Below are 20824 nucleotides of genomic sequence, written 5' to 3' on the forward strand. Positions count from 1 at the left end.
CGTCAGGACACCGGCCGCAAGTGGGCCAAGAACGTAGTCCGCGACCACGACGCGCTCGCCGTCGAGGACTTCCGCCCGAAGTTCCTCGCCAAGACCACCATGGCAAGGAAGGCAGCAGACGCCGCGATCGGCGCGACCAAGCGCGCACTGATGTTGATGGCCCGCAAGCACGGCCGTGAACTCCACCTGATCAATCCCGCGCACACCACGATGGAATGCGCGCACTGCGGAGCGAGAGCCAAGCACCGCCTACCTCTTTCCGAGAGAACGTATACGTGCACCGCGTGCGGAACCACGTCCCCCAGGGACAAGAACTCCGCCCACGTGATGCTCGTCCGGGCTGGTCTCGTACCCGGCTGGTGCTGATCTTGTAAGACCTGCGCGCCCGCCGGGCCGCAGGCGAAGTGAGCCAGGAATCCCCCTCGTTCACGAGGGGGAGGAGTCAACTACTACACCTCCGCCAATCGCGACGAGGAGGTCTTCGCCGACCCCTTCACCTTCGACATCCGCCGCACCCCGAACGACCATCTCGCCTTCGGCGGCGGCGGCCCGCACTTCTGCCTGGGCGCCGGCCTGGCCCGTACCCAGATCAAAGCGCTGATCCGGGAACTCCTCCACCGCCACCCCGACTTCGAGCTCACCGGCGAAGTCCGCCGACTCCGCTCGGACTTCATCAACGGCATCAAGTACCTGCCCGTCCGCTTCGGTTAGGACCGACCGCCCACGACCGCCCGAGAGCGGTTCAGCGTTCGGACAGTTCCGAGGGCGCCTCCTGGACCACCCAGCCGTTGCCGTCCGGGTCCTCGAAGGACATGAACGAGTTCCAGGTCTCGCCCTTGCCGTCTTCCCAGCCCGTCGCGCCGACGTGGCGGATCGGGGAGACGGCCACGCCTCGGGCCACCAGCTCCGCGCGGGCCGCCTCGATGTCCGTGACGCAGAGCTGGAGGCCCTGCAGCGTGCCCGGGGTCATCGCCTTCGTGCCGGGCGCCGCGGGCATCCCGGTCTCCATCGCGATCGAGCACCGTGAGCCGGGCGGGGTCAACTGGATGACACGGATGCCGGGGGCGACCTCGGTGTCGACGTCGACCTTGAAGCCGACCTTGTCGGCGTAGAACTCCTTCGCCCGGTCCACATCGGTGACGGGGACCAGGACGACTTCGAGCGTCCAGTTCATGGCAGGCCTCCTCGGAAACGCGAAACGCCAGGGACAGGCGGGTCCATAGGCGGGTCCACCGTCGCCCACGGAGGGGCGCCGCGCACGCCGAAACGCCGTCCGCCCGACACGGCCGAAAAAAGAACTGGCCCCGGCGTGAAGGAGCTTGTTACGGTGGGTCCGTTCCCGCCGACCGGTGGGGAACCGTCAGTACGTGCCTGACCCGGAGGTGAGTTCATTGATGACTGTCGTCGCGCAGGGCGCTGCCCGCACTCAGAAGACCATCAATGTCACTTCCGTGGTCTCCGGCTGACCTCACACCTCTTCGCGCGCCGCCGCTGAGCGAGCGCGCGCGGCCGGGGCCACCCTGTGAAGGGTTCCCCTTGTCTCTCTCCTCTTTCTCCCCTTTCTCCTCCTTCCCGCAGGCCCCGCTCCCGCACGCCCTCACCCCCTTCGGCTGGGACGACGCCTGGGCGGCCGAGTTCACCCCGTACACCGAGCAGGGCCTCGTGCCCGGCCGGGTCGTACGCGTCGACCGCGGTCAGTGCGACGTCATGACCGCGGACGGCATCGTCCGCGCCGACACCGCCTTCGTCACCCCGCACGACCCGCTCCGGGTCATCTGCACCGGGGACTGGGCCGCCGTCGAGGCGGTGGGCAACCCGCGCTACGTGAAGGCGTACCTGCCGCGCCGGACCGCCTTCGTACGGTCCACCTCCTCCCAGCGGTCCGAGGGGCAGATCCTCGCCGCCAACGTCGACCACGCGATCATCGCCGTCTCCCTCGCCGTCGAGCTGGACCTGGGGCGCATCGAGCGCTTCCTGGCCCTGGCGTGGGAGTCGGGGGCGCAGCCGCTGGTCGTCCTCACCAAGGCGGACCTCGTCCCGGACCCGGCGACGCTCGGACACCTGGTCCAGGACGTGGAAGCCACCGCGCCGGGCGTCCAGGTGCTCACCGTGTCCTCCGTCACCGGGGAAGGCACGGACGTCCTCGCCGCCGTGGTCTCGGGCGGCACCAGCGTGCTGCTCGGCATCTCCGGCGCCGGCAAGTCCACGCTGGCCAACGCGCTGCTCGGCGCCGAGGTCATGGAGGTCCAGGAGGCCCGCGAGGTCGACGGCAAAGGCCGGCACACGACGACCACGCGCAACCTGCTCGCCCTGCCGGGCGGCGGCGTCCTGATCGACACGCCCGGACTGCGGGGTGTGGGGCTCTGGGACGCCGAGACCGGAGTCGGCCAGGTCTTCTCGGAAATCGAGGAGTACGCCGAGCAGTGCCGCTTCCACGACTGCGCGCACGAGGCGGAGCCGGGGTGCGCGGTGCTGGCGGCCGTGGATTCGGGCGCGCTCGCGGAACGGCGCCTGGAGAGCTACCGCAAACTCCTGCGGGAGAACCAGCGGATCGTGGCGAAGACGGACGCGCGGCTCCGTTCGGAGATCCGCCGTGACTGGCGGCTGAAGTCGGCGGAGGGCCGGGCCAATTACGCGGCGAAGCGGGGCGGGCGGGCGTAGCGCCCGCGGGCTGGGCGGGATCCTGGGCGCGGGGGGGGGGGGGGGGGGGGGGGGGGGGGGGGGGGGGGGGGGGGGGGGGGGGGGGGGGGGGGGGGGGAGGAGGGGGGGGGGGAAGGGGGGGAGGTAAGGGGGGGAGGGTGCTGGCGGATGTCGTCTCCCCTCCCCCCCCCCCCCCTCCTCCTCCCCCCCCCCCCCCCCCCCCCCCCCCCCCCCCCCCCCGCACCCCTGCGCGCTTGCGCACGCGCACCTCAGCCGCCGGCGGGCCCGACATCGTCACGAGGCGGGGAATCGGGGGTGGAGTGCTCAGCCCGGGCCTTCTCCAGAAGTTCCATGAAGGGTGTCTGCGCCATTGAGCTGCGCAAGCGTGCGAGACCGTACCGCTCAATGGACTCCTTGTTCGCATTGGTCGGGGTAAGCATGTCGAGGGTTCTGTTCTCGCCTGGTGGCGCCACGTTCGCATAGATGAATGGCTCCTTATGATCGAACCCTCGCCACAGTGTCACACGTTGGGGGCCTCGGGTCACATTGAGAATCTCATTGCTGTTCGTGATCTCGGCCTGATATCTGAAGAGTGCATCGGGAAGTGCCCCGGGATTTTTAGCCGCGCCTTCTTCCCCGAGCCGGTCGACGTGCGTCCCGGAACGCTCGTAATCGGCGTTCATCGTCATTCTGTCTTTCCTGATCACGTACATTTCGGTGTGGGCGACGACTGTTTCATAGCTCAACCTGTCGGGGTGAGGGATCTCGGCGACCACATCCTGTGCGATTTCTTCTCCTGGATTCAGCACATGCCCCGGAGGTGTGACCCACTCGTCGGAGTGGATCAACTTGTGGTTCGACACATGGCTCTGGGGAAGGCCCTTGATCCAGTAGATGCTGCCGAGGACGTAGACCGGGACCTTGCCGGAGTTCTTCACGTGCAGACGGACCGGCAGGTGCATCGCATTCCTGTCCCGATTCAGACTTGGCGTTCTGAATTCAGCTGCGGTCTGCACCAGTGGAGCTGTGATATAGGGGACGTAGAACTGCGAGTACGTCAGGTTGGCGCCTGCCAGGAGAGTCGGGATGATCGCCCCGATCGCGATGCGCTTCGGATTTCGGATACCCTTCCATGCCCGACTTCGGGCGAGCAGCCACAGGGCCCACGAAGCCCAAAGTGTGAGGGCTGTCCAGAGAAGCAAGTAGCCACTGTGTGGCCGACCTCTGATTTGAGCTATGAGCATCACCGAGGTGATGCCAAGCGCAACCATGACTCCGAAAAATACGACTGGTCCTGAGTAGTTGACCCGCCGCTTGCGCCAGTAGTCGAGAGCAGCCATTGCGGCACAGATTTCCACCAGACTCAAGAGGAGGAAAGTGAATCCCGCGATCCGTCCACCGTAGGTGAGGGCGTCGGAGAAGTCCGCTATGCCGATCTTCGCGAGCACGCCCGCGCTCGTGAGGAGGCCGGCTGCCACGCAGGCGCCGATGATGCGCCGCCGCCATGCGCGATCCGGCCAGACGGTGCTGTCTCCGCCGAGCCAGTGGATGTCCTGCTCGAATGCCAGACCAGCGCGACGCAGGACTCTTTGCAGTTCCCTGGGGGACCACACCCGGCCTGCGGTCCTGCCGTCGATGATGACTTTCCGCAAGCCGCGTTCATCCGGTGACCCCACGGATACCGCAGGCGTGTTCGCCATGACACCAGCCTGCCCCCTGTGCGGGGTGAACGCTCATCGGGGGACAGGGTGCGCACGACGCAGTGCGGGGTGAAGCTGGTCATGACGTCTCACGCCACTCGTCCGACTTCCCTCGCCCTGTCAGGAGTTCCCCATGCGTACACGACTCCTCGGGTTCCTCGCCGCCGTGATACTGGTGGTATTCGGCATCGTGGGATCCGCTGCGCAGGCTGCCGTACCTCGCATCGACGGGAAGCAATGCGTCGCCGGCAAGGGAACGGTGGAGTACGACTCCGGCACCGGCTTGTGGACCTGCGTCGGCGGCAAACACGACGGCAAGCCCATTGACTGACAGGGTTTCAGCCCGCCAGAAGGCTTCACACCCCGCCCTAGGACTACGGCCCCGCCGCCACCGCCCCCACCCACGCGCCCATGACCAACATGCACGCGAACAGCTCCACCAGCACGCTCGTCCCCACCGCCCGCATGACCGTCCGCACCGACGCCCAGGCCTCGCCGTGCGTGCCGAGGCGGAGCCGCTCGCAGAGGTAGATGCCGCCCACGAAGCCCGGGACCGCGCCCAGCACCGGGACCAGGACGAAACCCAGTACCGCACCGGCGCCGGCGAACGCCGCCATCCGCGGAGTGATCCCCACGCCCCGCAGCTGCCGGGGCGGCAGCTGCCACTTCACCACCTGGACCACCAGCAGCAGGGCCGTCGCCGCGACCAGCAGGGACCAGGCCAACGCCGTGCGCTCCTGCATCGCCCACCACATCAGCCCCGCCCACACCAGCCAGGTGCCCGGCACGCCCGGAACCAGCACCCCGACCACCCCGAGCAGCAGCACCAGCCCCACCAGGAGCAGCTGAGGCAGATCCATCTGCCCAGCCTGACCGACCAGGGGCTATCGGGCCACCCAGCCCCGTTCGTACGCGTGCCAGCCCAGCTGCAGCCGTGTCGTCACCCCGGACAGCTCCATCAGGCCCTTCACCCGCCGCTGCACCGTCCGCAGGCCCAGCTCCAGGTGCTTCGCCACGCTCGCGTCCGTCATGCCGGCCAGGAGCAGCGAGAGGATCTCCAGATCCGTGGCGTCGGGGCTCCCGCCGGACTCCTCCGCCGAACCGGCCGCGCCCAGCCGCAGCGGCATCGCCTCCCGCCACACCGCCTCGAACAGGCCCGTCAGGGACTCCAGCAGCCCCGACGCGTGCACCACCAGCGCTGCGGGCTCCGCGCCGCCGTTCGTCAGCGGGACCATCGCCAGGGTCCGGTCCGCGATCACCAGCCTGGTCGGGACCAGCGCCGTCACCCGCACCTGCTCGCCACGGGCCAGCGCCGACGAGGCCTCCCGGATCCCGTTCGGCAGGGTCAGCACCTCCCGCTCGATCACCACCCGGTAGTCGACACCGCGCAGGGAAGCCCGGTCCTCCGCCTCGTTGTCCGTTCCACTCACCACCTGCGGCCGGCCGTTGACCAGCGCGCACACCTCCTTCTGCGCGCCCAGCTGGAGCTGGTGGAAACGGTGCGCCACCGCGCTCGCGCCCTGCACCACCTCCACGAGGTCGTGCACCGCCGGCTCGGCCGCCTCCGCCCGGTACTCCTCCGCCAGCAGCGCCGCCGCCAGCTCCGCCTGCTCCAGCTCGTGCCGCTGCTGGGTCAGCAGCGCCCCGAGCGCGACCCCCGGCGGAGCCGCCACCCAGCGCCCCGGCCGGGCCGAGGACCGCGCCGCCAGCCCGTGCCGCTCCAGATGGCGCAGGGCCCGCTCGGTCTGCGGTACCGGCAGGGTCAGCCGGTGCGCGAGGTCGGGTACTTCCGCCGCGCCCAGCGCCACCAGCACGCGGTACGCCGACTCCTGCCCCTCGTCCAGACCTATGGCACCCAGCAAGCCGTCCACCCCCACCTTTCGACACAGCGCCTGGCGGGAAGCGGCCACGGCGCAAACCCGCCGCGGACATCATCGCCGCACCCCCCGCCCCTCTGCCAGGATGGCGCCACCCAGCACCGACATCCGCCGGCCGAGCCATGCGCTCCACGGTCACCCGGGCGGTCGCGCGGGCGTACGACGTCCGCCCGTCCGTACGGGTATATCGGACGGGGTCCACCGGGCGGCGGCCCGGTGGACCCTTTTCGTGCATTCGGCGTTTTCCGTCCGTGCGGGAGGCCGAGAATGAGGGCATGAGTCAGCAGGGCGCGGACGACTGGTGGCAGAAGCTCTACGAGGATCCGGACGCCGGGCCGGAACCCGACCCGGGGGACACCCTGGACCACCGCTTCCGCTCGGCGGCGGGACTGACGACGGACCCGGCACCGGCAGCGGTACCGGACCCCGGACCGGCCCCGGCGGCGGACCCGGGTGCCCCGGAGCCGCCGCGGACCCCGGAGCCGTTCCTCCCGGGCCCCCGGCAGGGGGACGCGGAGCCCGTGCGGCTGCCGCCCGTACCGCCGCCACCCGTACCGCCGCCACCCGCACCGCCGCCACCCGCACCCGCACCGGCTCCCCCGGCACCGCTGCCATCCATGCCGCCGCTCCCCGCATCGCCGCCGCCCGCATCGCCGCCGCCCGTGGCGCCGCTCCGGGGCGCGCCCACCCTTCCGCCGCCGCGCCCGGCCCCGCAGGGGGAGCTGCTGCCGCCGGACCCCCGGGCGGGCGATGTGACCGGATACGCGCTCGGGGGCGTGCGGGTGCCGCCGGTGCCGGGGCCGGTCGGACCGCCTGCCGTCCGGCCCGAGGTGCGCCACCTCGGCGACCGCGCTCCCACCTACGCCGCCGAACCGGGGGCGCTCCCGCCCGCCGACCCGGCCGCGCTCAGCGGCTCGACGGGACCGGTCCCCGACACCGTCCTGGACGGGGCCCGCTACGGCACCTACACCCTGCGCGCCGCCTCCTTGCGGGGGGACTCCGCCCGCTTCCGCGGTGAGGCCCGCCGGGACTTCCTGCTGACCGCCCGCTTCGGCGGCGGCGACGACGCCCTCGTCCTCGTGGCCCTCGCCGGCGGGGACCGGGCCGCCCCCGGGGCCGCGGAGGCGGCCTCCGAGCTGTGCCGCACGGTCGCCGCGTCCATCGGGCGGAGCCAGGACCGGCTGGCCGAGGACATCAGGGCCGGGCGCCGCGACGCCCTGCGGTCGGGCCTCCAGCGGCTCACCGACCGGGGCTACGGGCGGCTGCGGGCCCGCGCCGCCGAGCTGGGGCTGGAGGAGGAGGCGTACACGGCCGGGCTGCGCGGGCTGTTGCTCCCGGTGGACCCGGAGTGCCGTACGCGGGTGTGCTTCGGCGCCGGCGCGGGCGGGCTGTTCCGGCTCCGCTCGGGCCAATGGCAGGATCTGGAGCCCGGCGAGTCCGCCGAAGCGGGAGGCTTCCGCTTCCGCGCGGCCGTGGCCCGGCCCGGGGACACGCTGCTCCTGTGCTCCGGCGGCCTGGCGGACCCGATGCGGGAGGAGGCCGCCCTTCCGGCGGAGCTCGCCGCGCGCTGGTCCGAGCCGGAGCCACCCGGCCTGGCGGCCTTCCTCGCGGACACCCAGCTCCGTCTCAAGGGATACGCCGACGACCGCACGGCCGCCGCGGTCTGGGAGGCGTGATCGGCCCCGGCACCGGCATGGGCAAGGTGTGGACGGCGCGCTATCTTTCCCCGAACGGCGCACGGCGCACCATCGGCTCCTCCAGCCACGACTCCATGGCCAACGCCCTCCCGCACACCACCGGCGCCCGGTTGACCGACGGGACCGTCAAGTGGCGCCGACGCCGGCCGCCGGTGGTTGCTCGATGCCGAGGGGAGATTTCCTCCCCCTGGTGCAGTACGACCTGCCCATGAAAGTGGCCCGCTTCGACAACTCACCCTTCGCCATGGCCGAGTGGGACCTGCCGGTTTCCGGCCTGCCCTCCCGCGGGACGGCGAACGAGAACCCCGACGCCGCCGGGCCCGGCCGCGCGACGGGCGCGTACGGGGTCCAGGGGAGAAGCCCCAGCAGCTCACAGGGCTTTGAAGGACGCCTACGGCACCCGGGACCCGCCCCGGCGGACGGGGTGACGGACCCCGGCGCCCTGTCGGTTCCACCGAGGAGCCGACCCGGGACGGTGACCGGTTTCGCACGGTCCGCCAACAAGATCGTGGGGGGACGGCCGGGCGGGCCGGTGATCCGGATGGCTCGATCCCACCCCCGCACCGTGCCCCGCCCCTGAGCCCGCAGGAGTGCGGAACGGTCCGGGGGGCATGCATCCCGGAGACCAGTTCGAGAGCAGGGACACGGGAGGGACATCGCCGTGCGGGTGGGGGCGAAGAGCGGGAAGTCGTGGGGGAGACGGAGGCCGGTGCCGCGTCAACCGTCCGCCGGTGAGGACGGGGGAGCGGTGGACGCGCTGCGGATCACCCGGAGCGTGCGCCGGGCAGACCTGAAGGCGGTGGGCGAAGTCCGCCGGGCACTACGCGAGTTGATGCGCCACCGGTGCCGGAGCGATGCCGCCGAGGTGGCCGAGCTGCTGATCACCGAGCTCGTCACCAACGCCCTCGTCCACACCGACCGGGGCGCGGAGGTGTCCGCGAGTCTCGCCGCCGCGCGGTTACGGGTGGAGGTGCGGGACTACGCCGCACGCCGGCCCCGGCCGTACGTACCGACCGCCGACGACGGTACGCACGGCCGGGGACTCGTGCTGGTGCAGGCCCTGGCGGACGACTGGGGGGTGGACCCGCTCGCCCTGGGCAGCGGCAAGGTGGTGTGGTTCGAACTGGACGGACGCCGCGACGCGCCGTACGACGGAGGGCCCGCCTGAGCAGGCGGGCCCTCCGGGGTTTCCCCTGGGCAGGAACGGTCAGCCGAACTGCTGCTCCATTTCCTTCAGTTTGCGCTCCAGCGAGTCCAGCCGGGGAATGGTCTGGGTGTCGTCCTCGGCGGTGAGGTCCACCGTCCGGGCGCCGGTCACGTCAAGGGATTCGGTTCGGTTGACGGCCTGCAGGGAGGGCCGGCGGCGTAGGGGCAGTTGTCCCGGTTCCGGTATGGCCGGCTCCGCGCCGACCGGCGCGGAGCCCGCTCCCTGAGTCAGTTCCGGCAGCTCGACCTGGCGTGCGCGGACCCGTCCGAAGGCCCGGTGCTGGCGGCCGAGCGCCCGGATGTGCGCGCGGTCCAGGCGGTGTTGCTCCCGCCTGCGGTGCCGGTCCTGCTCCTTCTCCTTCTTGTCTTCGCGCACCTCGTCCACGGCCTCGTCGAGGGTGCGGACCCCCTCCAGCAGCATGAGCGACCAGGCGCCGAAGGTCTCCCGGGGTGCCCGCAGCCAGCGGACCATCCGGATCTGCGGCAACGGCCGTGGGATCAGGCCCTGTTCGCGCAGAGCCGCCCGGCGGGTCTGCTTGAGGGCGCGGTCGAAGAGGACGGCCGCCGAGAGCGACATGCCCGCGAAGAACTGCGGGGCCCCGTCGTGGCCCAGGCCGCGCGGCGCGTGCACCCAGTTGAACCAGGCGGCCGCGCCCGCGAACAGCCAGACCAGCATGCGCGAGCCGAGGGCGGCGTCGCCGTGGCTGGCCTCGCGGACGGCGAGCACCGAGCAGAACATGGCGGCGCCGTCGAGGCCGAAGGGGACCAGGTACTCCCAGCCTCCGGAGAGGTTGAGGTTCTGCCGGCCGAAGCCGACCAGTCCGTGGAAGGAGAGCGCGGCGGCGACCGCCGCGCAGCAGAAGAGCAGGACGTACGAGGCGGTCCCGTAGACGGCTTCCTTGCGCCGCCGCCGTTCCTCGCTGCGCTCCCAGCTGTCGTCGGCCGCGGCCTTCTCGCTCTCGCGCTTGCCACGGGCCAGTACCGCAACTGCCGCAAGTACGCCCAGGATCAGCAGGCTGCCGGGCAGCAGCCAGTCCAGCGATATGTCGGTCAGTCTCATGCGGATGTCCCTTGCCTCGCGGATGCGGCGGTGCGGCTGTACGGCCTTCCGGGCGCCATAGTGGCGCAGCCGGTGCGCCGTGCACGCGGGTTTCGGGGCAAGTGGACGCCATCGGGGGGCGGGGCCCGCCGGATAGGGGGTCGTGAGTCGAACTGGCACTCGTGCGGGCCGAGTTGCGTTCGATTACGGCCACCCCTACGGGTGGGTTAGTGCCGGGATCACGCTGAGTAGTCGGCGTCGGGTGCGGTGGAGGCAGCGCTGAGCCGGGAGACGCGGTCCGCGTCGCAGGTGCGGGGGCAGGTGACGCAGGTGTCCTGCGGCCGGATCGTGTAGAAGAGGCAGCAGCTGGCCCGGTCCCGGGTGGGCAGCTCGCCGCCGTCGGGGCCGGCGAGCGTACGGAATCCCGCGCCCCCGGTGTACGGGGCGGTCGAGCCGGGCAGGAGCGCCTCCAGCTCGGCCACGGCCCGCTGCTCCTCGCCGAGCAGGCCGCCGAGGTACCAGAGGCTCTCGACGACCTCGTCGGTGACCATGCCCCACAGGGCCCGGCGGCCCCGCCGCATGCGCGGGCCGAAACCTTCGAGCACGGGTCCGAGGTGCTGGGCCACCGCGGCCCGCACCTCACCGCGCAGCGCCTCCTCGTCGGGCACGACCCGGGCCCCGGGGAGAACGGCCGCCGGGTCGTCCGGCAGGCAGGCGAAGCCTTCGACGCGCACGGCCATCCGGCCGAGGGTCCGGTGGAAGGCCACGTCGGCGACCGGGAGCCGGGGGACCCGCCGGTGCAGGAACCACGGGATGGTGATCAGCAGGCAGGCCGGCCACGCGTACCGGTGCAGCCCGAAGCTCGCGATCACGTCGGGGCGGGCCCGGGTCCCGTAGTCCCTCAGCACCTGGGCGTCGTCCCAGGCGAGGAAGGCGTCCAGGGCCGGGCCGCCCGTCGCGAGCTCGTCCGCGCCGACCCATCCCACACCGCGAGGGGCGGGTTCGTGCGCGGTTCGCTCGACGACCAGCAGTCCGCCGTACGCAGCGCCCAGCCGGGCGTACGCGTCCGCCACCGGAGAGCCGGGCGGGGCGGGGGCGAGCGCCGGGAGGGGCGTGACGGTCATGGGCGGACCACCGAATCACACGATCGTTAACAGGTTAGCCTTACCTTACCCGATCTCGGTCGGTGCGTATCCTCACGCCGCCCGTCCGGCCCCGTCACCTATTCTCGGGACAGGTCGAGACCCGGAGGAGGACCGAATGCACGAAGCGGCCCATGCCCGGGTTCCGGCACAAACACGGAAGGTGCTGCGCCATTCGGTGCGCGGGCAGGTCCTCGAGGCGCTGCGCGCGGCCCTGGTCGACGGAGAGCTGGCGCCCGGGGAGATCTACTCGGGCCCGGCGCTGGGGGAGCGCTTCGGGGTCTCCGCGACGCCGGTGCGCGAGGCGATGCAGCAGCTGGCCGTGGAGGGGGCGGTGGAATGCCTCCCGAACCGGGGCTTCCGCGTCCTGTCGCGTACCCCGCGGGAGCTGGCCGAGCTGGCCGAGGTCCGGGCGCTGCTCGAAGTCCCCGTGATGCTCCGGCTGGCCCGCACCCTGCCGGCGGCCTCGTGGGAGGCCCTGCGCCCGGCGGCCGCCGCCACGGCCGAGGCGGCCGCGGCCGGCGACCTGCCGGGCTATGCGGAGGCGGACCGGGCGTTCCACCGTGCGGTGCTTCGGCTGGCGGGCAACGACCAGCTGGTGAAGGTGGCGGAGGAGCTGCACCGCCGGGCGCAGTGGCCCCTGCCGGGCGCTCCGCGGGTGCGGCGGGCCGATCTCGTCGCCGACGCGGCGGAGCACTCGGCGTTGCTGGAGGCCCTGATCGCGCGGGACCTCCCGGTGGTCGAGTCCCTCGTACGCGAACATTTCGCGGGCTCCGCGACCTGACGACCCCGGGCGCGGCGCCGTAACCGGGGCTCCGCCCCAGACCCCGCGCCTCAAACGCCGGCGGGGCTGGATCTTTCGGTCGGGGGAGCTACGCCGCAGGCGAAGGGGCGTGGAGTTGGTCCGCCAGCCAGGTGGGGATGCCGCCCAGGAGGTGGAACAGGCGGCGGGCCTCCGCGCGGAGCCGGGCGGCCTCCGGTTCCGGCTCGGCCTCGGCCAGCGCGGCCAGCGCCGGGGCCGTGCCGATCAGGAAGCCCAGGTCCTCCCGGATGCGGAGGGACTCCGCGAAGCCCTTGCGGGCCTCGGCCACCTCGCCGTCCCGCAGGGCCAGCGCGGCCAGGTGCCGCCAGGTGAACGACAGCAGCAGGGTGTCCCCGTGCGCCTCCGCCCCCGCGTGGGCCCGGTGGTACGCCGGACGGGCCGACTGCGGGGCGTCCGCCAGGTGCTCGGCGACGAGCCCCCGCCGGAAGTCCAGCAGTGGTCGGGTACGGGATCCGGGCGAGAGCAGGGCCGCCGCACGGCCCAGCGCCGAGCGGGCCTCGTCGGCCCGGTCCCGGACACCCAGCACGGTCGCGGCGTACGCCAGGTGGCCCCGTTCGCACGCGGCCGCGCCCCGGTCGTCGTCGTCCTGCGCGACCGCCTCGGCGATCCGCAGCGCGTCCTCGGCCTCGGCCCAGCCCTGACCCGTGAACAGGCACCGCTCGACCAGCAGCGCGGTCCGCTGTACGGCCGCCCCCGCGTGATCCAGGTGCGGCGTCAGCAACGCCGCCGCGTCGGTCCAACAGCCGCGCGAGCGCAGCCGCCATATCGCCCGCTGGAGGGGATCGTCTCCCCCGGTTGATCCGGCACCCGACATGGCGGTATCCGCCACATTGCCCTCCCCAAAGCAACCAAGCAGCACATCGTTGAGCCCTGGGGCGAAATGAGAGCACGGATCGACGGCATCGGCCAAGGGGTCGGGTGAACTCTTTCACAAAGTCCGGACGGATCATCAGCCGCCCCCCGGCCGAACCCGTCCGGCCGCGGGGCGGATCTTCTCAGCTCATGCGCAGTGCCAGGAAGAAGTCGAGCTTGTCCTCCAGCCTGGACAGGTCACGCGCCGTCAACTGCTCGATTCGCCCGACCCGGTAGCGCAACGTGTTGACGTGCAGGTGCAGCCGCGTCGCGCAGCGGGTCCACGAACCGTCGCAGTCCAGGAAGGCCTCCAGCGTGGGGATGAGCTCCGCGCGGTGGCGGCGGTCGTAGTCCCGCAGCGGGTCCAGCAGCCGGGCCGTGAAGGCACGGCGCACGTCGTCCGGCACGAACGGCAGCAGCAGCACGTGCGAGGCCAGCTCGTGGTGGCCCGCCGCGCAGACCCGGCCCGGGCGCGCCGCGGCGACCCGGCGGGCGTGCCGGGCCTCCTCCAGCGCCCCGCGCAGCCCCTCGGCGGAGTGCACGGCCGCGCTGACGCCCAGCGTGAGGCGGCCGTCGCCGTCCAGACCGGCCGCCAGGGGGTCCCGTACGGCCGTGAGCAGCTCGTCGGCGTGCAGGGCCGAATCGGGGCCCTTGTCCTCGCCGGCGTCCCCGGCCAGCGAGGGCAGCGGCACGAGGGCGATGGCCTCGTCACCCGCATGGGCGACGGCGATCCGGTCCGATGGCTCAGGCCCCGAGACCGACGGGTCGACGAGGATCTCCTCCAGCAGCGACTGGGCCACCGGGCCGCCGGGGATGTCCCCGCCCTCCCAGTCCACCCGGGCCACCACGACCTGCCAGTGCGGGGCGGCGCCCAGCCCGGGCAGCAGCACCGGCGCCGCCACCCGCAGACGGGCGGCGATCTCGGCGGGCGCGGCACCCGTCTGGACCAGTTCCAGGACTTCCTGTGCGAGGCGCCGGCGCACGGTACGGGCCGCGTCGCGCCGGTCGCGCTCCACGGCGATCAGCTGGGTGACGCCCTGCAGCAGGTCCAGGCGCTCGGCCGGCCAGTCGCCCGCGTCCGCCTCGACGGCCAGCAGCCAGTCCGACAACACGGTCTCGCGGACGTCCCGGGCGGCCGGACCGGCCGCGCCGCGCCCGTGTCCCCTGATCGGGAAGAGGGAGTAGGTAATACCCTGGATGGAGATCCGGTGCGGTCCCCTACGGCCCGTCCGGACCGCCGCGAGGTGCTCGCTCGCCAGTGCTGCGCAGACGCCCGGCGCCAGCGGCTCGCCCGCCCCGGCGATCTGCCGGCCCGTGGGGGACAGCACCCAGGCCCGGAGATCGAGGTCGGTGGTGAGCAGATCCAGCACCACGTCGGGTCCCCCGCCGGCCGGGCCCGATGTCATCAGGCGACGGTGGCGGTCCACGACGGCCGCGAGATCACCGGCACGCTCGCCCGAGACCTGGCGTACGACGTACTCGGTGATCGTGGCGAATGCAACGTTCTCGTTCACGGCGAACAGCGGCAGCCGGTTGCGCCGACAGGCCGATACCAGATCATCCGGGATGTCTCCCAGCTCGGCCTCGCCCGCGGCGAGCCCGGCGACGCCGGCGCTCGCGAGGATTCGTACGAACGGCTCGGAGTCGGCTGAATTTCGTCTCCAGGCCAGGCCGGTGAGGACGAGCTCGCCGCCCGACAAGTATCGGCTGGGATCCCTCAGGTCGGTCGTCATGACCCCGCGGACCGTCCGGTCGAGTTCGTCCTCGCCGCCGAGCAGCCGCAGCCCCAGCGCCTCGGTTTCCAGCAGTGCGCGCAGCCGCATGATGTCGCCGCCGATCTGTCTCGAATGTTGCCGTTGGAAATCGGGCAGGTCGTCGCATCCCGCCTTTCATACGAATCTACAAGACGAGGGAGGCCGTCAGCCAACTCCTTCATGGTTTCGGTGACTGCACCCGGGGGACGGGCGGCTTGTGTACTGAGTCCACACCGCGTTAACAGCACGTGAACGACCAGTCGAGGGCCTTTGGGCCTCCTGGCTTGAAGTGAACGACACGATGAAGAAGAAGAGAGCCGCTCATGGACTTCCTTCGCCCCGCCAGCTGGGAGGAGGCGCTCGCCGCTAAGGCCGAGTTCCCCACAGCTGTGCCGATTGCGGGTGGCACCGACGTGATGGTCGAGATCAACTTCGACCACCGTCGGCCGGAGTACCTCCTGGACCTGAACCGCATCGGTCTGCTGCGGGAGTGGGAGGTCGGCGAGGACGTGGTTCGCCTGGGCGCCTCCGTCCCGTACACGCAGATCATGGAAAACCTCCGCACGGAGCTCCCGGGTCTCGCGCTCGCCTCGCACACGGTCGCGTCCCCGCAGATCCGTAACCGCGGCGGCGTCGGCGGCAACCTCGGTTGTGCCTCGCCGGCCGGTGACTCCCACCCGGCGCTGCTGGCGGCGGGTGCCGAGGTCGAGGTGGAGTCCGTACGCGGCTCTCGCCTGATCCCGATCGACGAGTTCTACACCGGTGTGAAGCGCAACGCGCTGGCCGCCGACGAGCTCATCAAGACCGTTCACGTCAAGAAGGCGGACGGCCCGCAGCAGTACTCCAAGGTCGGTTCGCGCAACGCGATGGTCATCGCGGTCTGCGCGTTCGGTCTGGCGCTGCACCCCGAGACCCGCACGGTCCGTACCGGTATCGGTTCGGCCGCGCCGACGCCGATCCGGGCGAAGGCCGCCGAGGAGTTCTTGAACGCCGCGCTCGAGGAGGGCGGCTTCTGGGAGTCGGGCAAGGTCATCACTCCGTCGATCGCCAAGCAGTTCGGTGACCTCGCCTCCGGCGCGGCCAACCCGATCGACGACGTCCGCGGCACGGCGAAGTACCGCCGTCACGCGGTTGGCATCATGGCTCGCCGCCAGCTCGTCTGGACCTGGGAGCAGTACCGCGGTACCGGTAACGGCCGCTCGCTTGAAGGGGCTGCGTAATCATGCGCGTCAATTTCACGGTCAACGGCCGTCAGCAGGAAGCCGACGACGTGTGGGAGGGCGAGTCCCTCCTGTACGTCCTGCGTGAGCGCCTGGGTCTGCCGGGTTCGAAGAACGCCTGTGAGCAGGGTGAGTGCGGTTCCTGCACCGTCCGTCTCGACGGTGTGCCGGTCTGTTCCTGTCTCGTCGCCGCCGGCCAGGTCGAGGGCCGCGACGTCGTGACCGTCGAGGGCCTGGCGGAGTTCGCCAAGCAGCGCGAGGAGCACGGCCACGGTGGTGGCTGCGGCACCGGCGGCGGCTGCGGCAGCAAGGGCGGCGTCTCCCTGGACGCGGCCAAGCAGTGGCAGGCCAAGCCGGGCGACTCCCAGACCGGCGAGGGCGCCCCGCTCTCCCCCATCCAGCAGGCGTTCATCGACGCCGGCGCCGTCCAGTGCGGTTTCTGCACCCCGGGCCTCCTGGTCCAGGCCGACGCGCTGCTGGAGGAGAACTCCTCCCCGTCCGACCAGGACATCCGTGAGGCCCTGTCCGGCAACCTCTGCCGCTGCACGGGCTACGAGAAGATCCTCGACGCGGTCCGCCTCGCGGCCGCCCGTCAGGGAGAGGCGGTCTGACCATGGCGCAGAACACGCGCACCGCTCCGGCGGGTACGCCCACCAACGTCACCCAGAAGCACAACCAGGGCGGCATCGGCGAGTCCACGCTGCGCCCGGACGGCACGCTGAAGGTCACCGGTGAGTTCGCGTACTCCTCGGACATGTGGCACGAGGACATGCTGTGGGGCCAGACCCTGCGCTCCACGGTCGCCCACGCCGAGATCGCCTCCATCGACATCTCCGAGGCGCTGGCGATGCCGGGCGTGTACTCGGTGCTGACGTACGACGACCTGCCGGCCGAGATGAAGAACTACGGCCTGGAGATCCAGGACACCCCGGTTCTCGCCAACGGCCGAGTACGTCACCACGGTGAGCCGGTCGCCCTCGTGGCCGCCGACCACCCGGAGACCGCCCGCCGCGCCGCCGCCAAGATCAAGATCGACTACCGTGAGCTGCCGGTCGTCACCGACGAGGCCTCTGCCCTCGCCGAAGGCGCGCCGCTGATCCACGAGGGCCGCGACGACCACCACTCCGGTCACGTCCCGCACCCGAACATCGTGCACCGCCAGCCGATCATCCGCGGCAACGTGGAGGAGGCCCGCAAGCGCGCCGACGTCATCGTCGAGGGCGAGTACACCTTCGGCATGCAGGACCAGGCCTTCCTCGGCCCGGAGTCCGGCCTGGCCGTGCCGTCCGAGGACGGCGGTGTCGACCTCTACGTCGCCACCCAGTGGCTGCACTCGGACCTCAAGCAGATCGCCCCCGTCCTCGGTCTCCCCGAGGAGAAGGTGCGCATGACGCTCTCCGGCGTCGGCGGTGCCTTCGGTGGTCGCGAGGACATCTCGATGCAGATCCACGCCTGCCTCCTGGCGCTGGCCACGAACAAGCCGGTCAAGATCGTCTACAACCGGTTCGAGTCCTTCTTCGGTCACGTGCACCGTCACCCGGCGAAGCTCTACTACGAGCACGGCGCCACCAAGGACGGCAAGCTCACGCACATGAAGTGCAAGATCGTCCTCGACGGTGGTGCCTACGCCTCGGCCTCCCCGGCCGTCGTCGGCAACGCGTCCTCCCTCTCCGTCGGCCCGTACGTCATCGACGACGTCGACATCGAGGCGATCGCGCTCTACACGAACAACCCGCCCTGTGGCGCGATGCGCGGCTTCGGCGCCGTCCAGGCCTGCTTCGCGTACGAGGCCCAGATGGACAAGCTCGCCGCGAAGCTGGGCATGGACCCGGTCGAGTTCCGCCAGCTGAACGCCATGGAGATGGGCACGGTCATGCCCACCGGCCAGGTCGTGGACTCCCCGGCCCCGGTCGCCGAGCTGCTGCGCCGGGTCAAGGCCCGCCCGCTGCCGCCGGAGCGCCAGTGGGAGAGCGCCGGCGAGGGTGCGGACGTCCGCGCGCTGCCGGGTGGCCTCTCCAACACCACGCACGGCGAGGGCGTCGTCCGCGGCGTCGGCTACGCGGTCGGCATCAAGAACGTCGGCTTCTCCGAGGGCTTCGACGACTACTCGACCGCCCGCGTGCGGCTCGAGGTCATCAACGGCGAGCCCGTCGCGATGGTCCACACGGCCATGGCGGAGGTCGGCCAGGGCGGTGTCACCGTCCACGCGCAGATCGCCCGTACGGAGCTGGGCGTCACGCAGGTGACCATCCACCCGGCCGACACGCAGGTCGGCTCCGCCGGTTCCACGTCCGCCTCGCGGCAGACGTACATGACCGGTGGCGCCGTGAAGAACACCTGTGAGGCCGTCCGCGAGAAGGTCCTGGAGATCGGCCGCCGCAAGAACGGCTCCTACCACCCGGCATGGGCGACCGCCGAGCTGCTGCTCGAAGGCGGCAAGGTCGTCACCGACGGCGGAGAGGTCCTCGCGGACCTGGCCGACATCCTCGAGGGCGAGGAGGCGATCGACCTGGAGCTGGAGTTCCGGCACCGGCCGACCGTCCCCTTCGACCTGAAGACCGGCCAGGGCAACGGCCACGTCCAGTACACCTTCGCCGCGCACCGCGCGGTGGTGGAGGTGGACACCGAGCTCGGCCTGGTCAAGGTCGTGGAGCTGGCGACCGCCCAGGACGTCGGCAAGGCCCTGAACATGCTCTCCGTGGTCGGCCAGATCCAGGGTGGTACCACCCAGGGTCTCGGCGTCGCGATCATGGAGGAGATCATCGTGGACCCGAAGACCGCGAAGGTGCGCAACCCCTCCTTCACGGACTACCTGATCCCGACCATCCTCGACACCCCGACCATCCCGGTCGACGTCCTGGAGCTCGCCGACCCGAACGCGCCGTACGGCCTTCGCGGTATGGGCGAGGCCCCGACCCTCTCGTCCACCCCGGCCGTCCTCGCGGCGATCCGGCAGGCGACGGGTCTGGAGCTCAACAAGACGCCGATCCGTCCGGAAGCCCTCACCGGCACCCTCTAGGACGGCGTGGTCCGGGGGCCGCGAGCCCCCCGGACCCCCTCAGACTCTCCGGGCGGTGTGACTCGGGAACGTCACACTTCACAGCGCACCGCCCGGAGTACGAAGACCGCACCGCTCGCGGTCCGCTTCACCCGGGAGCACCCCGGCAGTACCACTGCAGTACCACTGCAGACCCCCACCAGCAGTGCCACAGGTACCGGTAACCCCGCAGTACCCGCAGTACACGCAGAAACATTCGCGTCGCCTCGGGCCGTCACCCCGGGTCGTGCAGCCAAACGCAGCATCCCAAATCCCGCAGTCTCCAATCCCCAAGCGGGTGCCCCTTTGAACCTTGGGAGTTAGGCACCATGACCCAATCGTCTGTGGAGCCCAAGACCACCGCGGAAGAGGCCGGCGACGGCTCTCGTAACCCCGCCGGACGTTCTTGGCTCGACCGGTACTTTCACATAACGCACAGAGGTTCCAACGTCGGCAACGAGGTTCGTGGCGGTATCACGACCTTCATGGCCATGGCGTACATCCTCTTGCTCAACCCCCTGCTCCTCTCGGGCAAGGACGTCGCCGGAACCACGATGGCCGCCTCGGCGATCATCACCGCCACGGCGTTCGCCGCGGCCGTCACCACGCTCCTCATGGGCTTCGTCGGCAAGGTGCCGCTGGCACTCGCCGCCGGTCTGTCCGTGTCCGGCGTGCTGGCCTCGCAGGTGGCCCCCCAGATGACCTGGCCGCAGGCCATGGGCATGTGTGTGGTCTACGGTGTCGTGATCTGTCTCCTGGTCGTCACCGGCCTCCGAGAGATGATCATGAACGCGATCCCGCTCGCGCTCAAGCACGCGATCACCATGGGCATCGGCATGTTCGTCGCCCTCATCGGCCTCGTGAAGGCCGGCTTCGTCGGCCGCGGTCCGGAATTCGGCCCGCCCGTCCAGCTCGGCGCCGTCGGTGAACTCGCCGGCTGGCCCGTCCTGATCTTCTGCGTGACCCTGCTCGCCATCTTCATGCTGCAGGCACGCAAGGTCCCCGGCGCGATCCTGATCGGCATCGTCGGCGGAACCGTTCTGGCCGCCATCCTCAACGCCGTGGCCAACATCGACCCGAAGGCCTGGAAGAGCGGCCCGCCGGAGCTCAGCGGCTCCGCGGTCTCGATGCCGGACTTCTCCCTCTTCGGCGACGTCTCGTTCGGCGGCTGGGGCGACGTCGGCTACATGACGGTCGGCATGATCGTCTTCACCCTGGTGCTGGCCGGCTTCTTCGACGCGATGGCCACCATCATCGGCGTCGGCACCGAGGCCAAGCTGGCCGACGACAAGGGCCGCATGCCGGGCCTGTCCAAGGCGCTCTTCATCGACGGCGCCGGTGGCGCCATCGGTGGTGTCTCGGGCGGCTCCGGCCAGACCGTCTTCGTCGAGTCCGCGACCGGCGTCGGAGAGGGAGCCCGCACAGGTCTCGCCTCCGTCGTCACCGGACTGTTCTTCGCCGCCTGCCTCTTCTTCACCCCGATCACGCAGATCGTCCCGGGTGAGGTGGCCTCCGCGGCCCTGGTCGTCATCGGCGCGATGATGATGCAGAACGCCCGCCACGTGGACTGGTCCGACAGCGCGACCGCGATCCCGGTCTTCCTGACCGTCGTGATCATGCCGTTCACCTACTCGATCACGGCCGGCGTCGCCGCCGGTGTCATCTCCTACGTCGCCATCAAGGTCGCTCAGGGCAAGGCCCGGGAGATCGGCGGCTTCATGTGGGCGCTGACCGCGATCTTCGTGGTCTTCTTCGCCCTGCACCCGATCGAGAGCTGGCTCGGGGTCGGCTGACCCGGACCGACCTGATCGCACCGTCCACGTATCCGATACTGGAA

The 20824-nt window shown here is 71.3% G+C and carries 17 protein-coding genes and 2 pseudogenes; 11 read left to right on the plus strand and 8 right to left on the minus strand.

Features of this window, described 5'->3' with window-relative positions; all coding sequences use genetic code 11:
* Nucleotides 1-391 (plus strand): annotated as a pseudogene (locus ACZ4TV_RS31910) (zinc ribbon domain-containing protein); the annotation flags it as partial.
* A 74-nt stretch (nucleotides 392-465) separates the two neighbouring features.
* Nucleotides 466-711, plus strand: a pseudogene (locus tag ACZ4TV_RS31915) (cytochrome P450); the annotation flags it as partial.
* A 31-nt stretch (nucleotides 712-742) separates the two neighbouring features.
* Here ACZ4TV_RS31915 and ACZ4TV_RS31920 read toward each other — a convergent pair.
* On the minus strand, nucleotides 743-1174 hold the full coding sequence (locus ACZ4TV_RS31920; RefSeq protein ID WP_468138681.1) for a VOC family protein: 432 nt from the start codon (nucleotides 1172-1174) through the stop codon (nucleotides 743-745).
* Nucleotides 1175-1536: 362 nt separating this feature from the next.
* On the opposite strand from ACZ4TV_RS31920, the gene rsgA reads away from it, so the two are divergent.
* The gene (rsgA, locus tag ACZ4TV_RS31925) at nucleotides 1537-2661 is read left to right on the plus strand and encodes a ribosome small subunit-dependent GTPase A (RefSeq protein WP_468138682.1); all 1125 of its coding nucleotides are present in this window, start codon (nucleotides 1537-1539) and stop codon (nucleotides 2659-2661) included.
* A 248-nt stretch (nucleotides 2662-2909) separates the two neighbouring features.
* Here the strand turns inward: rsgA and ACZ4TV_RS31930 are convergent, their stop codons facing one another.
* Complete coding sequence (locus tag ACZ4TV_RS31930; RefSeq protein WP_468138683.1) at nucleotides 2910-4340, minus strand: hypothetical protein; 1431 nt, start codon at nucleotides 4338-4340, stop codon at nucleotides 2910-2912.
* A 133-nt stretch (nucleotides 4341-4473) separates the two neighbouring features.
* Between ACZ4TV_RS31930 and ACZ4TV_RS31935 the strand changes: the two genes are divergently transcribed.
* The gene (locus ACZ4TV_RS31935; protein ID WP_468138684.1) at nucleotides 4474-4671 is read left to right on the plus strand and encodes a hypothetical protein; all 198 of its coding nucleotides are present in this window, start codon (nucleotides 4474-4476) and stop codon (nucleotides 4669-4671) included.
* A gap of 43 nt (nucleotides 4672-4714) precedes the next feature.
* Here ACZ4TV_RS31935 and ACZ4TV_RS31940 read toward each other — a convergent pair whose 3' ends face one another.
* Together ACZ4TV_RS31940 and ACZ4TV_RS31945 are read right to left on the minus strand one after the other, a co-directional pair.
* The gene (locus tag ACZ4TV_RS31940) at nucleotides 4715-5200 is read right to left on the minus strand and encodes a DUF456 domain-containing protein (protein ID WP_468138686.1); all 486 of its coding nucleotides are present in this window, start codon (nucleotides 5198-5200) and stop codon (nucleotides 4715-4717) included.
* A gap of 24 nt (nucleotides 5201-5224) precedes the next feature.
* Nucleotides 5225-6202 (minus strand): helix-turn-helix domain-containing protein, encoded by a 978-nt coding sequence (locus ACZ4TV_RS31945; protein ID WP_468138687.1) that lies wholly within the window; start codon nucleotides 6200-6202, stop codon nucleotides 5225-5227.
* Nucleotides 6203-6492: 290 nt separating this feature from the next.
* Here ACZ4TV_RS31945 and ACZ4TV_RS31950 point away from each other — a divergent pair, with 290 nt between their 5' ends.
* On the plus strand, nucleotides 6493-7893 hold the full coding sequence (locus ACZ4TV_RS31950) for a protein phosphatase 2C domain-containing protein (RefSeq protein ID WP_468138688.1): 1401 nt from the start codon (nucleotides 6493-6495) through the stop codon (nucleotides 7891-7893).
* 796 nt (nucleotides 7894-8689) lie between these two features.
* Nucleotides 8690-9082 (plus strand): ATP-binding protein, encoded by a 393-nt coding sequence (locus ACZ4TV_RS31955; RefSeq protein ID WP_468138717.1) that lies wholly within the window; start codon nucleotides 8690-8692, stop codon nucleotides 9080-9082.
* Between the two features lie 39 nt (nucleotides 9083-9121).
* On the opposite strand, the gene ACZ4TV_RS31960 is transcribed toward ACZ4TV_RS31955, so the two are convergent.
* Together ACZ4TV_RS31960 and ACZ4TV_RS31965 are read right to left on the minus strand one after the other, a co-directional pair.
* A complete protein-coding gene (locus ACZ4TV_RS31960; protein WP_468138689.1) occupies nucleotides 9122-10180 on the minus strand; it encodes a DUF2637 domain-containing protein in 1059 nt (352 codons plus the stop codon).
* A gap of 218 nt (nucleotides 10181-10398) precedes the next feature.
* Entirely contained in the window at nucleotides 10399-11283 is an 885-nt protein-coding gene (locus ACZ4TV_RS31965; RefSeq protein WP_468138691.1) for a (2Fe-2S)-binding protein, read from the minus strand.
* 136 nt (nucleotides 11284-11419) lie between these two features.
* Here ACZ4TV_RS31965 and ACZ4TV_RS31970 point away from each other — a divergent pair, with 136 nt between their 5' ends.
* Complete coding sequence (locus ACZ4TV_RS31970; RefSeq protein WP_468138692.1) at nucleotides 11420-12085, plus strand: GntR family transcriptional regulator; 666 nt, start codon at nucleotides 11420-11422, stop codon at nucleotides 12083-12085.
* Nucleotides 12086-12173: 88 nt separating this feature from the next.
* On the opposite strand, the gene ACZ4TV_RS31975 is transcribed toward ACZ4TV_RS31970, so the two are convergent.
* Nucleotides 12174-12953, minus strand: coding sequence for a hypothetical protein (locus tag ACZ4TV_RS31975; RefSeq protein ID WP_468138693.1), 780 nt, complete (start codon nucleotides 12951-12953; stop codon nucleotides 12174-12176).
* A gap of 166 nt (nucleotides 12954-13119) precedes the next feature.
* Nucleotides 13120-14799 carry a PucR family transcriptional regulator gene (locus tag ACZ4TV_RS31980; RefSeq protein ID WP_468138694.1) on the minus strand — a complete coding sequence of 560 codons (1680 nt, stop codon included), beginning with the start codon at nucleotides 14797-14799 and terminating at the stop codon, nucleotides 13120-13122.
* A 254-nt stretch (nucleotides 14800-15053) separates the two neighbouring features.
* On the opposite strand from ACZ4TV_RS31980, the gene ACZ4TV_RS31985 reads away from it, so the two are divergent.
* From ACZ4TV_RS31985 to ACZ4TV_RS32000, 4 genes are all read left to right on the plus strand, one after another.
* Nucleotides 15054-15950 (plus strand): FAD binding domain-containing protein, encoded by an 897-nt coding sequence (locus ACZ4TV_RS31985; RefSeq protein ID WP_326587260.1) that lies wholly within the window; start codon nucleotides 15054-15056, stop codon nucleotides 15948-15950.
* A gap of 2 nt (nucleotides 15951-15952) precedes the next feature.
* The gene (locus ACZ4TV_RS31990) at nucleotides 15953-16561 is read left to right on the plus strand and encodes a (2Fe-2S)-binding protein (RefSeq protein ID WP_468138696.1); all 609 of its coding nucleotides are present in this window, start codon (nucleotides 15953-15955) and stop codon (nucleotides 16559-16561) included.
* Nucleotides 16562-16563: 2 nt separating this feature from the next.
* Nucleotides 16564-18969, plus strand: coding sequence for a xanthine dehydrogenase family protein molybdopterin-binding subunit (locus tag ACZ4TV_RS31995; RefSeq protein ID WP_468138697.1), 2406 nt, complete (start codon nucleotides 16564-16566; stop codon nucleotides 18967-18969).
* 347 nt (nucleotides 18970-19316) lie between these two features.
* Nucleotides 19317-20780: an NCS2 family permease gene (locus ACZ4TV_RS32000; RefSeq protein ID WP_468138699.1), complete on the plus strand. Its 1464-nt coding sequence runs from the start codon at nucleotides 19317-19319 to the stop codon at nucleotides 20778-20780.
* Nucleotides 20781-20824: the final 44 nt, after the last annotated feature.

It is taken from the genome of Streptomyces sp. NPDC028910, assembly GCF_055564955.1.

Coding starts and splice junctions, on each gene's coding strand:
- ACZ4TV_RS31940 (WP_468138686.1), bottom strand. CDS start 5,200: ATGGATCTGCCTCAGCTGCTCCTGGTGGGGCTGGTGCTGCTGCTCGGG.
- ACZ4TV_RS31985 (WP_326587260.1), top strand. CDS start 15,054: ATGGACTTCCTTCGCCCCGCCAGCTGGGAGGAGGCGCTCGCCGCTAAG.
- ACZ4TV_RS31965 (WP_468138691.1), bottom strand. CDS start 11,283: ATGACCGTCACGCCCCTCCCGGCGCTCGCCCCCGCCCCGCCCGGCTCT.
- ACZ4TV_RS31995 (WP_468138697.1), top strand. CDS start 16,564: ATGGCGCAGAACACGCGCACCGCTCCGGCGGGTACGCCCACCAACGTC.
- ACZ4TV_RS31950 (WP_468138688.1), top strand. CDS start 6,493: ATGAGTCAGCAGGGCGCGGACGACTGGTGGCAGAAGCTCTACGAGGAT.
- ACZ4TV_RS31920 (WP_468138681.1), bottom strand. CDS start 1,174: ATGAACTGGACGCTCGAAGTCGTCCTGGTCCCCGTCACCGATGTGGAC.
- ACZ4TV_RS31960 (WP_468138689.1), bottom strand. CDS start 10,180: ATGAGACTGACCGACATATCGCTGGACTGGCTGCTGCCCGGCAGCCTG.
- ACZ4TV_RS31990 (WP_468138696.1), top strand. CDS start 15,953: ATGCGCGTCAATTTCACGGTCAACGGCCGTCAGCAGGAAGCCGACGAC.
- ACZ4TV_RS32000 (WP_468138699.1), top strand. CDS start 19,317: ATGACCCAATCGTCTGTGGAGCCCAAGACCACCGCGGAAGAGGCCGGC.
- ACZ4TV_RS31935 (WP_468138684.1), top strand. CDS start 4,474: ATGCGTACACGACTCCTCGGGTTCCTCGCCGCCGTGATACTGGTGGTA.
- ACZ4TV_RS31970 (WP_468138692.1), top strand. CDS start 11,420: ATGCACGAAGCGGCCCATGCCCGGGTTCCGGCACAAACACGGAAGGTG.
- ACZ4TV_RS31980 (WP_468138694.1), bottom strand. CDS start 14,799: ATGCGGCTGCGCGCACTGCTGGAAACCGAGGCGCTGGGGCTGCGGCTG.
- ACZ4TV_RS31930 (WP_468138683.1), bottom strand. CDS start 4,340: ATGGCGAACACGCCTGCGGTATCCGTGGGGTCACCGGATGAACGCGGC.